Origin of the sequence: Paraglaciecola sp. (genome assembly GCF_039942875.1) — a bacterium.
Lineage (GTDB): Bacteria > Pseudomonadota > Gammaproteobacteria > Enterobacterales > Alteromonadaceae > Paraglaciecola.
In genome coordinates, this window is the sequence record NZ_JBDVBQ010000054.1 from 120,222 (window position 1) to 132,563 (window position 12,342).

Sequence of the window (12,342 nt, forward strand, 5' to 3'; positions counted from 1 at the left end):
TTATAAAAATGATTTAGGGAGATATCCGACTAGCACTAATGTCATCCAATAAATATCGATAATCTTGTACCGCAGGAAAATTAGTTATCTCTCGCATAGGCTGCTTACTGTCAGGATTACTCACTGCAAGTAGGTGTTTAATTCCAAAATCTTTTGCAGCCTGCAAAATCCCTAAACTGTCATCAACAAATAAAGTGGTGTCTGGGTTAAACCCAAGCTTAGCTTGCAGTTTTTGCCACAATTCTTGAGATTCTTTGGTTACCCCAAACTCATGGGTAGAAATAAGCTGGTCAATATGTTCATCTAGTTGGGTGTGCTCAACCTTCAAAGATAAGCTATCGGGGTGTGCGTTAGTGACTAAGATCACCTCACGGCCAGATGCCTTTAAAGCATCAATAAAGGGAATGCTATCTTCACGCATGCTAATTAAGTGATTAATTTCACACTTTGCTTCCATAATATCTAAGTCTAACTTTTCAGCCCAAAAATCTAGGCAATACCAACTCAAGGTGCCAATCACTTTTTCGTACTCAGCAACCATAAACGCTTTTGCATCTTCTATAGAAACACCCCGTTTTTTAGACAATTTAATGGGCACGTACTCTAACCAAAAATGATTATCAAAATGTAGGTCCAACAAAGTACCGTCCATATCTAATAAAACAGTATTAATTTCTTTCCAAGCAAGCGTAGACAAGTGGCAAGTCCTCTATTTAACAGGTATATTCAATGAACTAAAACTGCTTAATGATGAAGCAGTTAGCCATATTACTTGAAACATCAGATGAGCAACATAGACAAAAATAAAACACTACCAAAAATCCATCAACGTAAAATCGTTGCCGAAAGTTCATTAATGAAAATTGAGCAACTTGATCTTGAATTTTCGAATGGAGAAACGCGAATATTTGAAAGGATGTGTGGGAGCGGTCGAGGGGCCGTGATGATAGTACCTTTTATTAATGACCATGAGTTTTTGTTGGTACGTGAGTATGCCGCTGGTACACATAGCTACGAATTAGGCTTTCCTAAAGGGCTAATTGACCCAGGAGAAACCTCTGATATAGCAGCCAATCGTGAATTGAAAGAAGAAGTGGGCTTTGGGGCAGAGCTTTTACACCCTCTTCAGAAACTAAATTTAGCAACGGCTTTTTTTGACGCACAAATGCATATATTTATTGCTGAAAACTTATACCCTGAAAGTTTAAAAGGCGATGAACCTGAGCCCTTAGAGGTGGTCAGATGGTCTATACATGAGTTAGACGCACTGATGGCGCGTACAGATTTTATTGAAGCAAGGTGTATTGCAGCCTTATTATTGGCGGAAAAGTGGAAGAGAGGACAGTAATGCCCACCCAAGACGCACAGAAATTATTAGACATAGCCAAGCAAGCGGCTGTAGAGGCGGGAAAAGTAGTACTAGAAATTTATTACAGTGGTGATTTCACCAGCTACCAGAAAGACGACGACTCACCTGTAACTACCGCTGATTACAAAGCAAATGAAGTGATTTTAGATATATTAAAACGGGAAACCCCAGATATTCCTATTATGTCTGAGGAAACGGATTTAGGCACCTTAGAACTAAGAAAAAAGTGGACACGTTATTGGTTAATCGACCCCATAGATGGTACCCAAGAGTTTATTGCCCGCAGCGGTGATTTTGCGGTGAATATTGCCTTAATAGAAAACAACGTCCCTATTATGGGAGTGATTTACTGGCCTTCAGGTGAAACCTTATATTCTGCTCTAAAAGGTCATGGAGCATTCAAAAAATGCCCACTTGAGCACAAACCTATCCATGTACGTAAACTAGATGAACCAAGTAACGACCCATTAATTATCGCAATTAGCCGTAGGCAACCCAGAGAAAGAGTAATTTCTAGCCTCAGTGAAGATCGGGTTTATCAGACCCTACCAGCCGGTAGCTGCTCTCTGAAAGCCTGTTTTATTGCAGAAGGAAAAGCAGATGTTTTCTTGCGTTTTGGCATTACAGGGGAGTGGGACACTGGCGCTTCACAATGCATAGTTGTAGAAGCTGGAGGCAAAATTTTATCCCGCAACTTTGAGCCTTTAAGCTATAACGAGAGAGAAAGTATCATTAATCCTGATTTTTTTATTACCGGAGACCAAAATGTTGATTGGCTAAATATTGTCAAGCAAGAGTTTGGTAACAACAACCAACCTAAATGAGAGACTTATGAAATCTAAAATTTTGAGTTCTGCGTTTATTAGCCTAAGTCTTATTTGTGGCAGCGCCAATGCAAATTGGAAACTAGTAGAAGATGAATCAAGCGTAAACTTTGTATCCACCAAAAACCAACACATTAGCGAAGTTCAAAAATTTACTAAGCTTGATGGAAGGTTTGATAATGATGGAAAATTAGCCATTGATATCGATTTGGCGAGTATTGATTCTGGTATTGAAATCCGCGATACACGGATGCGTGAAAAGCTATTTATGGTAGACAAATTTCCAACAGCTAAATTAATCGCGCAATTACCAAAAGCAGTTTTAGCGCTACCTAAAGGTGAAACCACTTTAGTCAGCTTACCCGCAAAATTGAGCTTATTTGGCCACAGCAATGAAATTCAAGTTAGTGTGCAAGTTACCCGTAAAGCAGACAACGGCATAGTAGCGACTAGCACTAAACCTATTCTTATTTCAGCGAAAGACTTTGGTTTAGCACCCGGTATCGAAGTATTACAGAAGCTAGCAGGATTAAGCGGAATAGGGTTAACGGTTCCGGTTACTTTTAACTTAGTTTTTGAGTAACACTAAGATTCTTTAGCCTCTGAAGCTTCAAATTCCCCAAGCTGCTGCTTGGGGATAATATTAACAGTTTCATGTAACTCAGAATAAACCAGTAAGACTTCACCTGACTTTAACTGGTTATGCACTTGCTGCACTTTGTCGTCTAAAGACACATCAACAGAACCGTATTCAGTACCTTCACGAAGCACAAAGCTTTCAATAATATTTAACAGCGTTTCTAACTCGACATCAGCAATTGGGATAATCATTGGCTTAACTCCCTAAGCTTGCATGAAAGATGCAAAGAAGCGGTTAGCTCTTTGATGCATCCAAATTCTAGGACGCCAAGGAGCGCCTTGCATAAAGCCAACATGACCACCTTTATTGCTTACCTCTAAGCAAACGCTAGGAGATAAATTCGTCACATCAGGAAGAATACTTTCATGCATAAAAGGGTCATCTTTGGCATGCAAAACTAAGGTGGGGGTCGCTATCTTACCTAAAAACATACTGGCACTCGACTTCTTATAATAATCATCAGCATCTTTAAAGCCATGTAATGGAGCGGTCACATTTTGGTCAAAATCTCTAAAGCTTTTAAAAGCCTTAATTTGTGATTCATTTACCTTGATTAGGTTTCCAAAATCAACAGCTCCCATTTTAAGCAGTAGATTTTTAACCATGCTTTTTAATAAATAGGCTTGGTATACCCTAGAAAAGCCTTGGTTAATGCTCAAAGAGCACACATCCAATTTAAAAGGGGCAGAAACTGCCATTGCAGCTCTAATGATTTGCTGTTTAGGGTGTTCACTTAACAACTTTAGCAACATGTTAGCCCCTAGAGAAAACCCTATAGCCGTCTTTTTGGTTTCAGGAAATTTATTCTCTAACCAATTTAAAAAGTACCATGCGTCTTCGGTTTCGCCAGAGTGATAAGACCTAGGTTTAGTATTGATTTCGCCGCCACAGCCACGAAAGTGCATTAACACTACAGCATAACCTTGCTTTACCAAGTTAGCGGCCATATCGTTGCTGTAATGGGAACGTATCGACCCCTCTAGTCCATGAAACATAGCAACTAAACCTAAAGACCTTTTAACATCACCAAGCCAAACTAAGTTAACAAAATCGCCATCGGGCAAGGCTAGCTTCTCCTTACGAAGATCTACTTTGGCGCGTTTTTGAAAAAATCGAGGAAAAATAGTTTGCACATGTCTATTTTTAGCCCACCAAGGCGGAACAAAATCACTTTCAACAATTTCACCGTAACGGACTTTATCTGAAGGGGGAGCTTGTACGGACATTTACTACAAAATGTTTAACTAAGGTTGCTTAAGCTTACCGCAAACTACATAAAAGTAGAATACCGCAAAACATTGCTATAGCTGTCTTCGTATAGATACAAAAGTCATCTCACTGTAACTGCTCACTGTTTGCCAATTACACCTATTTATAGTTTTCTTAAAGCAAGGGCTTGCAACAATATACCTAATAAACAAAGGGTTAACAGACAATAAAAACCATTTAAAATTTTAACTTAGTTTTTTGCATTATTGGCATCAAACTTTCAATAGCCTATTTTTTTATCCAGCACCAATAAAAAACGGAGGTTTAATGAACCATTCTAAATCATTAATACCCTTAGCCATGTTGACCATTACATTTGTCACTCAATGCGCTAACGCTAATATAGGGTTTACACATAAATACAAAAACAAACGGGAGAAAAATAAACCGCAAACTCGTTTAAATGAAGGGCCTTTTGACCAGCAATACGTATCTGACATCCTAGAGGAACTCAATCAAATATCCCTTGAAGAGAATCTAAAAGACAACCTTGAGAACACCCACAAAAAATCAGAGCCAACTAAAACTGCTTACTGAATCCGTCTTAGCTATGATTAAAATTAAGCTCTAAAATAAAAGCATTTTTACTAGCTATAGAAGGAGCTTAAGGAAAAATTAAAGTCACTGTCCTGTTAAAGTACTTTATGCAATAGTCTGCCAGAACTCAATTACATCAAAAGTAAATAAGACGCAGCGTTAGTCGGTATCACCCTACTTCATACTTTTCCTGGTGTAATACAGGCAATAGTGCGGAACTCCCTTGTCATATGAGCTTGATCACTAAATCCGAATTGTTGAGCGATATCTGCCAGACTAACGTTTTTATTCAGCCTCAAAAAGCTGACTGTTTTCTTTACCCTCAATATGCGTTGGTAATGTTTTGGAGCCATCCCTAACCAGAGTTTAAAAAGGCGCTCTATTTGTCTCTGACTCAATTCAATGTTTTCATTTAGGTTTCTAATAGCTTCGTTTTGTTCGATAAATTCTAGGGCTTTTTCTAGGGGATCTGGAATTACGTTGGTAAAAATAAAGCTTTTTTCTGCCCATAAGTACAAGGCTTCAATCTGCCTTTCGCTGTTTTTTTGCATCCTGAGTTCATAATAAATTTGGTGGAGGTTATACAGCTTATCTCTTTCTGGTAATAGTAACGTTGGCTTGTCGTAGTGATGCCCTAAAACGCCATAACCAATTGCCGGATGGAAGCGAATGCCTGCGAGTTGGGCACCAGAGTGCAGCACAATGTTTTCCGCTTTCTTCTGTATTGGGAGCATAATCACACCTTTCGGTAGAGTTTTATTGCCAAGCATTACATCACCAGAAAGATTAAAAATAATGCCACTGCCTGCATCAGAATACAGTGGTTTCACAACCGAATTTGATTGAGCTACAGACGCAGACCATATTCCCTGAATAAAAGCAGACAGCTGTCCCGAGGGCTGAGACAGCTTAAAATTCAACGCCGTTTTAATTGATTTATTACGGTTTATAACTTCCCACCTCAGGTCTAAATGTTTTAGCAATCCGGTTCCAGCTGTTGATTGCATTAATCGCAATAGTCAAGTCCACTACGGCTTGTTCACCCAAAGCCTCTACTATTTTCTGATAGCTATTATCATCCACTGCTTTACCAGAGTTCAAATGCTCAGCCCAATTCAGTGCTGCAATCTCTGTGTCAGAGTAAAAAGGCATGTCACGCCATGCGCTTAAACCAATAATACGATCTTGATTTTCACCCTGACTCAACGCTTCTTTGCTGTGCATATCAATACAGAAGGCGCACTGGTTGATTTGAGACAATCTCAACTTAACCAATTCCCAGATTTGGACCGTCACTGTTTCTGAAATGCTAAATTGTTCACGCAAATAGCTTTCCTGATTTATCAGAATCTGCATTGCTTTGGATGCTAATTCGAAGTAGTTTGCACGTAAAGTCATATCTTATTTCCATAATAATTGTTAGAGCTAAGATAGCTTATGACTCAAAACAGGTATTGAATATTTTCGACACCTATCCAGTTCAAAATGACATTGGTTGAGGCAATTTAATGACAATTAAAGTGACTGTCCTGTTAAGTACAGCGAAAGCTTCAAGTTCTTTTTTGTTCATTTGCATCTGCCTATCCTTAACTCTCAACAGAGAAATTTATGATATGCAGTTACACAAAAATCGTTACAGTCTCAACTCGCCTGAAATTTGAGTTTTCAAACCCAATGACAAAGTAAACTCTTCAACATCGAAAAACCAACCTTTAAAGCATCAAAACACCCACCCAAAACCCAAAACCAATCAGGAAAATGCCATAATGAAAAACGCTGTTTTTTACTTTTTTAATAATGACTGTCTTTGTTATTATCGGTTCTTGTTAGGCATCTTTGTGAAACTTAACGAATGGTTCGCCTGGAAATTCTTTTGTAGCTATTTCAAATAATTCTTGGTGTATTTTAGTAACACTATCAACGCTTTGTAATACTTGATCATACATTCCATCTGTGAGGGCAGTTGCAGTACCAACAATTCTTGGACCTACAGCTTCAACAAGTTGATCGGGTGTAGGGTTTTCTATAGAAAATTTACAATCATTCAAGGCTTTTTGAAGATCATTACGATAAAATTCTGATCTCATATTTGTAATCCTTACGGCACTTTCAAACCGTCCTTGCTCTATAGACAAACTAAACAATAAATTAGGGTGCTCTTTGAGCAAAAATTCTAAGCGTCCGAGTTCTATTTTTAGGTCGCTATAGTCAGAAGTATACATAGCTCGCAATTTAAGTAATCGATTAGAATCTTTTTCAAGGGGTAAGATTGCTCTCTTAAGGTTTAATAAACCATTTATCTGCCTTAAGGTTACAAATAATGCGGCATTTAATGCTGTGATATTATCCTTAGTTTCTTTATTCTTTTCTAGTGTTCAAATAAAAAGCAGAAAAAGAACCAAAAAAAGCTGCACATAAAACAACTATTGCTTTTAAAAAGTAGTCATATGTACTTGGGACAATTCTATGTTCAATTGCTAATGAGGATACATACCAAAGGTTTAATAGGATAAGAGCAAACAAGACGCCTAGAACCTCAGGTAGCATATCTTTAAATTTCAAATCCGATCTCCATTTGTGCTGCATAGGTTGAATACTTTTTTAATAATGACTGTCTTTGTTACTGTGTTTTACCAACCTAATAGTTGGCTTGTTGGGGGCTTTGTTATTTTTAGGTGCGTTTTTGATAATCGTTCGCGATATCACTCATTTTGTAAATATGTAGTTTGCTGTTTACCTTAAATTTGCTCAGGTAATCGCTTATTCGTGACCTGACTTCAGAAATATCAAAACTATTATTATCAATTACTGCAACGATATGTAGCATAAACTTAGGCGCGCCTGCTTTGTCATACACTTCCTGCATTTGCTGAGCATTATCTAACGTCTTCTGAAACCGCTTAGTATCTACATGTTTTGATTTGAATAGCTTTATCTCTGCTGCGTGAATTTGGGTATCAAATGTTGCCACCGCATCAAAATTAACCCAATCGCTATTTTGAGGGTTACGAATATTTACGTTTGCTTTGAAATCAAGACTTAAGCTTGAAGAAAGAGTGTTGATAGCGAATTGTTCTGCCATTACAGTATCAGTTACCAATTTACTGGACATGCTTGTAAACGTTGGGGATGCAAATTCATTTAAGTTCGCTTTCCCCCCAGAGTCTTCTTCTATCTCTTTAACTTCCTCGGCAATCTTCTTCCTTTGCTGCTCGCTAGACGCACTACGTGTATTGTTAACGAAGTTTTCTTCGTTCCGATAGTCAGATGGGGCGTACAATACTTTATGATTACTATTCAAAATCCAGAAAAACAAAATAACGATTAGTGTCGGAAACAACATTAAGAACCAGATGTAAGCGCTTTGATTTTCGGAGCTTATAAACGGTAATACTGCTGTACCACTGATCTCAGCAATTGCAGCAAACATTGAAATAACTGTGAGAGGGTTTTTAATGTGTCCAATTTTTTCTATCAAAATTACCTTCCGTGTGAAAATTTAACCAAGCACAAAATCTCCGAAGGAGCTCCAGCGAGTACCAATATGCTATTGTTAGCTACCTTAAACGCTTTTTCTGCTTTCCCAATAAAAATTATCCCTAAAAAGAAGCATGGGAACCAAATTAGTCCAATGCCGACGTACTTAAATACAAAGATATCGATATACAAACCGACATACGACAATGCAATTAGAGCTATACCACTCCAAGCAAAATTAATGACAGTGAGCCATTCGGAGAACGAAAATATTTGACTCGATATTATCCGTTTGGTTGCGTCATACAAGACATTACACCCAAAAATAATAGCGATAAACACCCACAAGTTTTTAGCGGAAATCATATTTAGCAGAAAAAACATTGGCATAAAAAATATTAGTAACGCACCGATGACTAGCGTCTTTGCAAACCATTTATCAAAAGTACTCATATCCTTCCTTAGCTACTAATGAGCCTGTAGAAAAAGGCTATTTTGACTCATCATTTTCTACACCTCTGTTTAACTATTATCTTTTAACTACTTTGCCTTGAGCCGATGTCTTTTTCAATTTTATTACTTTTTTAAAAGTGGCTATCTTTGTTATTCTGTTGTTATTTCTAACTTAAAATCCGAAGGGCTTTATTCACTGCGTGATGGTTGGATATCGCTTCACCATCCTAGGTGAAACGCCCTGTGCGGAGCCGCATGCGGGGTGTTGTGGGGCTGGAGGCTAGACACCTCCGGCTACCCGATTAGGGCTGCTATTGAGCATGCCAGTTAATATCGATCTTTTTATGTGTTGCCACACAGTCACGTAAATACAAATTGATGAGACTTTGATAAGGAACACCGGATTCTTCAGCCATATTTTTAAAGTAAGAAATAACATCTTCTCCAAGACGCATGGTTACAGACTTTTTTAATTTGCTTGCGTATGGGTTTTTACGCGACTTCATTGCTGATAAATCATATTCATTTTTCATTGTTAATGCCCTCGCAGATAATTTTTACTTTCATATTTTGTCGCTTTTCTAGCGGAAATAACTCTGATTGTATTGCCATCATCACGTTCACAGTGACAAATTAGCAACAAGTTAGTTTCATTGCTCATTCCCAACATTAAAAAGCGGTCTTCGGTTTTGGAGTTATCTTGATCAAAGAATTGCACCGCAAATTCATCAAAAAACACTGATTTAGCTTCCTCAAAAGAAACTCCATGTTTTTTAATGTTTAATGCAGCTTTAGCCGTATTCCATTCGAATTTAACCATATGTACATTGTATGTACGCGAGGGGGGATTGTCAAAGAAGCCCTAACAATTTAGTGTGCGGCATTGTGTCGTGTTTAAACACCCAATAACGTCGCACATAATTCAGGCTACTTTATTACACGGCCTGTACATGCTTCTTTTATAACCGTTTTTTACCTATCAAGCAAAAACCACATGGGGAAGTGCCCCAAAATGTCCACAATTTGCTGTTATCAGACAAATGATAATGAGGGGTCTTTAGTCACAGTAACTTTTTCGCAAAAACACCTCTATGAATAAGTCTAGGAATATAAGAGAAGCTGACGGGCTTAAGCCCGACCTACATATTACCAGCCTAATAGTGGGTTGATAGGCTAAAGCCTAACCTACGGGTTATATATATTCTTTTTCTGGATTCAACGTACATTGCGTAAAGGGATATACTCCCTTATTAGTCACTACACCTCATCAGGTGGTAGGCCTTCGTCGCATTTTTTGCAGTTGAGTTTATGGCCAAGCATGGCGTGGCGGCCTTCAGTGGTAGTCACCCATGGGCGGTTGGTCCAAGGTGGGTTATGTCTCACATGTTGAAAGTGGCCGCAGGCTAATTTGGCCACCCAATTATCTTCTTCGTCTTTGTGATAACCAACAATGGGCTGTTCCATAGCGTGGGTCTGTTTACCTTTTTTATGACTAATAGCTTGCCAAGTTATTCGGCCATGCTTGCATCGAAGTCTTGTTGCTTTTGCTCAAGCTGTTCTTGTAAGTCAAGCCATTCCATTTCGGCATCTTCTAGGGTTGATTTTTGCTTGGCTTGGTCAGCAAGAACTTGTTTTAGTTGCTCTTTGTTGTCTGCGTTGTACAGTTCAGTATCGCTTAGCTGTTCTTCGAGTGTGGCAAGTTTTTTCTGGGCGTCTGCCATGGTTTTTTCGTGCTTTTCTATAGCTTTGCGTATTGGCTTAGTGGCTTGTCTAAACTCTGCTTCTAGGCGTTTTATATTTTTACGGTCAACTTTTGCGGCGGGCTTTTCGTCGCTGCTGTCTTTGGTTTTATCACCTTTTAAGATCCAGTCTTTATAGTCGTCTAGGTCACCATTAAAGGGTTTCACGTTGCCGCTGTCTACTAGATAAAAGTCATCACACACAGAGGTTAATAAAAACCTGTCGTGAGATACCAGTACCATGGCACCTTCAAAGCCTTGTAATGCCATGTTTAAAGCGTGGCGCATTTCTAAATCTAAATGGTTGGTAGGTTCATCAAGCAGTAACAGGTTAGGTTTTTGGTACACGGTAATGGCTAATACTAACCTTGCTTTTTCACCCCCAGACATAGGTGCCACTTTACTTAAGGCGTTGTCGCCCCTAAAGCCAAAGCCCCCTAGATAATCCCGTAAGCTTTGCTCTGTGGCTTTGTTGTCTAGCCTTTGCATATGGGCAAGGGCAGTATCGTCACCCCGTAAAAACTCTAATTGATGCTGGGCAAAATACCCAATTCGCAGCCCTGCGGAGGTTTCGTAAATACCTTCCATGGGTGACTTTTCGCCGGCGAGTAATTTGATAAGGGTAGATTTACCCGCTCCGTTTTTACCTAGTAGCCCAATGCGGCTGCCGGGCACTAGATTTAGGTGGAGTTTTTCTAAAATAATAGTGTGATCGTACCCTACTTTTACCTGTTCTATTTTCACCAAAGGGTTAGGCAATTTAGGAGGGCTAAAAAAAGCAAAGCTAAATTCAGACGCCGCCATAACAGGCAGTAAGGTTTCCATCTTGGCTAGCTGCTTTACACGACTTTGCGCTTGTTTGGCCTTACTCGCCTTAGCGCCAAAACGATTAATAAACGACTCTAAATGAGCGATTTGGTCTTGTTGCTTGGAATACTGCAAGCTTTGTAGGCGCAAGCGCTCAGCCTTTTGTTTTTCGTAAGCATCATAGTTACCTGTGTAACTAATGAGTTGTTGCTGCTCTACGCTGATAATCTCGTTAACTGTGCTATCTAAGAAAGACTTATCGTGAGATATCAACATTAAGGTGCCTGTATATCTTTGTAGCCATTTTTCTAACCATATAACCGCATCTAAATCTAAGTGGTTAGTGGGCTCATCTAATAACAATAAATCAGAGTGACACAACAAGGCCTGGGCTAAGTTTAAGCGCATACGCCAGCCCCCCGAAAACGCTGAGACTGGGTTTTTCATGGCGTCGTTAGCAAAGCCTAGGCCTGCCAATATAGTGGCTGCCCGTGAGTCTATATCGTAGCCACCAGCTTGTTCGAGTAAACCATGTAAGATGGCAATTTTTTCGCCATCATGGCTTTGTTCTGCGTCAGCCAGTTGGGCTTGTAATCGCCTGTATTGTTTGTCTCCGTCTATTACATAATCGAGCGCTGAGCGTTCAACAGCTGGAGTTTCTTGGGCTACAGATACAATCTGCCAATCTTTGGGAATATTAAAATCACCTTGCTCGGTATGTAACTCACCTTTAATCAACGCAAATAAGGTAGATTTACCGCAGCCATTGGCCCCAATAAGGCCTGCTTTATGGCCCGGATACACCACAGCATTTGCGTCTTGTAGCAACATTTTGCTGCCACGCATTAAAGAAACATCAGAAAATTGAATCATGAAAACCTGTTTTAGATTGGTCCTTGTACTTACTTTGCTCGTAAATATATATGAGCTTTGTCAAAACAAGAGATAACACTACATTTTAATTGCGAGTATCATAGCAAGATGACAACACGAAAAAATCCCTAATATGGTTAAAATCAATGGTTAACAAAACAAAAAAACGCTTTGTGGCCGGAGCCACTTGCCCTAAGTGCCGAGCCTTAGACACTATCATGCTGTATTTTGAAAATAATGTAGAAAAACTAGAATGCGTACAATGTGGTTATTCAGAATCTCAAACTGAAAAAAGTGTTACCCAAGCTACCCGTACCAGCGAAAGTGTCATTGGTGTCTTTAAGCCAGAATAAA

The 12,342-nt window shown here is 39.1% G+C and carries 18 protein-coding genes; 5 read left to right on the plus strand and 13 right to left on the minus strand.

All coding sequences use genetic code 11. The features are described from left to right. Window positions 1-13: 13 nt before the first annotated feature. Window positions 14-697 carry a GMP/IMP nucleotidase gene (gene yrfG, locus ABJE44_RS19350; RefSeq protein WP_348110867.1) on the minus strand — a complete coding sequence of 228 codons (684 nt, stop codon included), beginning with the start codon at window positions 695-697 and terminating at the stop codon, window positions 14-16. An 87-nt stretch (window positions 698-784) separates the two neighbouring features. On the opposite strand from yrfG, the gene nudE reads away from it, so the two are divergent. Genes nudE through ABJE44_RS19365 form a run of 3 tightly spaced genes read left to right on the plus strand, consistent with a single transcriptional unit; the run spans window position 785 to window position 2,776 of the window. Beyond that, entirely contained in the window at window positions 785-1,348 is a 564-nt protein-coding gene (nudE, locus tag ABJE44_RS19355; RefSeq protein ID WP_348110866.1) for an ADP compounds hydrolase NudE, read from the plus strand. Then, the gene (cysQ, locus tag ABJE44_RS19360; RefSeq protein ID WP_348110865.1) at window positions 1,348-2,193 is read left to right on the plus strand and encodes a 3'(2'),5'-bisphosphate nucleotidase CysQ; all 846 of its coding nucleotides are present in this window, start codon (window positions 1,348-1,350) and stop codon (window positions 2,191-2,193) included. The genes nudE and cysQ overlap by 1 nt, the downstream gene beginning before the upstream one ends. Window positions 2,194-2,200: 7 nt before the next feature. Beyond that, on the plus strand, window positions 2,201-2,776 hold the full coding sequence (locus ABJE44_RS19365) for a YceI family protein (RefSeq protein ID WP_348110864.1): 576 nt from the start codon (window positions 2,201-2,203) through the stop codon (window positions 2,774-2,776). Between the two features lie 2 nt (window positions 2,777-2,778). Here ABJE44_RS19365 and ABJE44_RS19370 read toward each other — a convergent pair whose 3' ends face one another. Next, complete coding sequence (locus ABJE44_RS19370; protein ID WP_348110863.1) at window positions 2,779-3,024, minus strand: YheU family protein; 246 nt, start codon at window positions 3,022-3,024, stop codon at window positions 2,779-2,781. A gap of 12 nt (window positions 3,025-3,036) precedes the next feature. Further along, window positions 3,037-4,059 carry a hydrolase gene (locus tag ABJE44_RS19375; protein WP_348110862.1) on the minus strand — a complete coding sequence of 341 codons (1,023 nt, stop codon included), beginning with the start codon at window positions 4,057-4,059 and terminating at the stop codon, window positions 3,037-3,039. A 310-nt stretch (window positions 4,060-4,369) separates the two neighbouring features. Between ABJE44_RS19375 and ABJE44_RS19380 the strand changes: the two genes are divergently transcribed. Further along, the gene (locus ABJE44_RS19380) at window positions 4,370-4,639 is read left to right on the plus strand and encodes a hypothetical protein (protein ID WP_348110861.1); all 270 of its coding nucleotides are present in this window, start codon (window positions 4,370-4,372) and stop codon (window positions 4,637-4,639) included. Between the two features lie 179 nt (window positions 4,640-4,818). Here ABJE44_RS19380 and ABJE44_RS19385 read toward each other — a convergent pair whose 3' ends face one another. The 10 genes from ABJE44_RS19385 to abc-f form a co-directional block, all read right to left on the minus strand. Continuing rightward, on the minus strand, window positions 4,819-5,646 hold the full coding sequence (locus ABJE44_RS19385; RefSeq protein WP_348110860.1) for a helix-turn-helix domain-containing protein: 828 nt from the start codon (window positions 5,644-5,646) through the stop codon (window positions 4,819-4,821). Continuing rightward, window positions 5,579-6,037, minus strand: coding sequence for a carboxymuconolactone decarboxylase family protein (locus ABJE44_RS19390; protein ID WP_348110859.1), 459 nt, complete (start codon window positions 6,035-6,037; stop codon window positions 5,579-5,581). Before ABJE44_RS19390 ends, ABJE44_RS19385 begins: the two co-directional genes overlap by 68 nt. A gap of 428 nt (window positions 6,038-6,465) precedes the next feature. Further along, window positions 6,466-6,861 carry a hypothetical protein gene (locus ABJE44_RS19395; protein WP_348110858.1) on the minus strand — a complete coding sequence of 132 codons (396 nt, stop codon included), beginning with the start codon at window positions 6,859-6,861 and terminating at the stop codon, window positions 6,466-6,468. 136 nt (window positions 6,862-6,997) lie between these two features. Beyond that, window positions 6,998-7,201 carry a hypothetical protein gene (locus tag ABJE44_RS19400; protein WP_348110857.1) on the minus strand — a complete coding sequence of 68 codons (204 nt, stop codon included), beginning with the start codon at window positions 7,199-7,201 and terminating at the stop codon, window positions 6,998-7,000. A 109-nt stretch (window positions 7,202-7,310) separates the two neighbouring features. Continuing rightward, window positions 7,311-8,117, minus strand: a complete 807-nt coding sequence (locus ABJE44_RS19405; protein ID WP_348110856.1) for a hypothetical protein — start codon at window positions 8,115-8,117, stop codon at window positions 7,311-7,313. A 2-nt stretch (window positions 8,118-8,119) separates the two neighbouring features. Beyond that, on the minus strand, window positions 8,120-8,569 hold the full coding sequence (locus tag ABJE44_RS19410) for a hypothetical protein (protein ID WP_348110855.1): 450 nt from the start codon (window positions 8,567-8,569) through the stop codon (window positions 8,120-8,122). A gap of 311 nt (window positions 8,570-8,880) precedes the next feature. After that, window positions 8,881-9,102: a CopG family antitoxin gene (locus tag ABJE44_RS19415; protein ID WP_348110854.1), complete on the minus strand. Its 222-nt coding sequence runs from the start codon at window positions 9,100-9,102 to the stop codon at window positions 8,881-8,883. A gap of 2 nt (window positions 9,103-9,104) precedes the next feature. Then, a complete protein-coding gene (locus tag ABJE44_RS19420; RefSeq protein ID WP_348110853.1) occupies window positions 9,105-9,389 on the minus strand; it encodes a BrnT family toxin in 285 nt (94 codons plus the stop codon). A 437-nt stretch (window positions 9,390-9,826) separates the two neighbouring features. Then, the gene (locus ABJE44_RS19425) at window positions 9,827-10,033 is read right to left on the minus strand and encodes a DUF3565 domain-containing protein (protein WP_348110852.1); all 207 of its coding nucleotides are present in this window, start codon (window positions 10,031-10,033) and stop codon (window positions 9,827-9,829) included. 44 nt (window positions 10,034-10,077) lie between these two features. Further along, window positions 10,078-11,988 (minus strand): ribosomal protection-like ABC-F family protein, encoded by a 1,911-nt coding sequence (gene abc-f, locus ABJE44_RS19430; protein ID WP_348110851.1) that lies wholly within the window; start codon window positions 11,986-11,988, stop codon window positions 10,078-10,080. Window positions 11,989-12,134: 146 nt separating this feature from the next. Here abc-f and ABJE44_RS19435 point away from each other — a divergent pair, with 146 nt between their 5' ends. Next, complete coding sequence (locus tag ABJE44_RS19435) at window positions 12,135-12,341, plus strand: YheV family putative zinc ribbon protein (RefSeq protein WP_348110850.1); 207 nt, start codon at window positions 12,135-12,137, stop codon at window positions 12,339-12,341. Window position 12,342 lies beyond the last annotated feature (1 nt).

Bases quoted from the DNA above. Each gene is read 5' to 3' on its own strand.
- cysQ (WP_348110865.1), top strand. From the start codon at position 1,348: ATGCCCACCCAAGACGCACAGAAATTATTAGACATAGCCAAGCAAGCG.
- ABJE44_RS19425 (WP_348110852.1), bottom strand. From the start codon at position 10,033: ATGGAACAGCCCATTGTTGGTTATCACAAAGACGAAGAAGATAATTGG.
- ABJE44_RS19365 (WP_348110864.1), top strand. From the start codon at position 2,201: ATGAAATCTAAAATTTTGAGTTCTGCGTTTATTAGCCTAAGTCTTATT.
- ABJE44_RS19375 (WP_348110862.1), bottom strand. From the start codon at position 4,059: ATGTCCGTACAAGCTCCCCCTTCAGATAAAGTCCGTTACGGTGAAATT.
- ABJE44_RS19370 (WP_348110863.1), bottom strand. From the start codon at position 3,024: ATGATTATCCCAATTGCTGATGTCGAGTTAGAAACGCTGTTAAATATT.
- nudE (WP_348110866.1), top strand. From the start codon at position 785: ATGAGCAACATAGACAAAAATAAAACACTACCAAAAATCCATCAACGT.
- ABJE44_RS19415 (WP_348110854.1), bottom strand. From the start codon at position 9,102: ATGAAAAATGAATATGATTTATCAGCAATGAAGTCGCGTAAAAACCCA.
- abc-f (WP_348110851.1), bottom strand. From the start codon at position 11,988: ATGATTCAATTTTCTGATGTTTCTTTAATGCGTGGCAGCAAAATGTTG.
- ABJE44_RS19410 (WP_348110855.1), bottom strand. From the start codon at position 8,569: ATGAGTACTTTTGATAAATGGTTTGCAAAGACGCTAGTCATCGGTGCG.
- ABJE44_RS19385 (WP_348110860.1), bottom strand. From the start codon at position 5,646: ATGCAATCAACAGCTGGAACCGGATTGCTAAAACATTTAGACCTGAGG.
- ABJE44_RS19395 (WP_348110858.1), bottom strand. From the start codon at position 6,861: ATGTATACTTCTGACTATAGCGACCTAAAAATAGAACTCGGACGCTTA.
- ABJE44_RS19390 (WP_348110859.1), bottom strand. From the start codon at position 6,037: ATGACTTTACGTGCAAACTACTTCGAATTAGCATCCAAAGCAATGCAG.
- ABJE44_RS19380 (WP_348110861.1), top strand. From the start codon at position 4,370: ATGAACCATTCTAAATCATTAATACCCTTAGCCATGTTGACCATTACA.
- ABJE44_RS19435 (WP_348110850.1), top strand. From the start codon at position 12,135: ATGGTTAACAAAACAAAAAAACGCTTTGTGGCCGGAGCCACTTGCCCT.
- ABJE44_RS19420 (WP_348110853.1), bottom strand. From the start codon at position 9,389: ATGGTTAAATTCGAATGGAATACGGCTAAAGCTGCATTAAACATTAAA.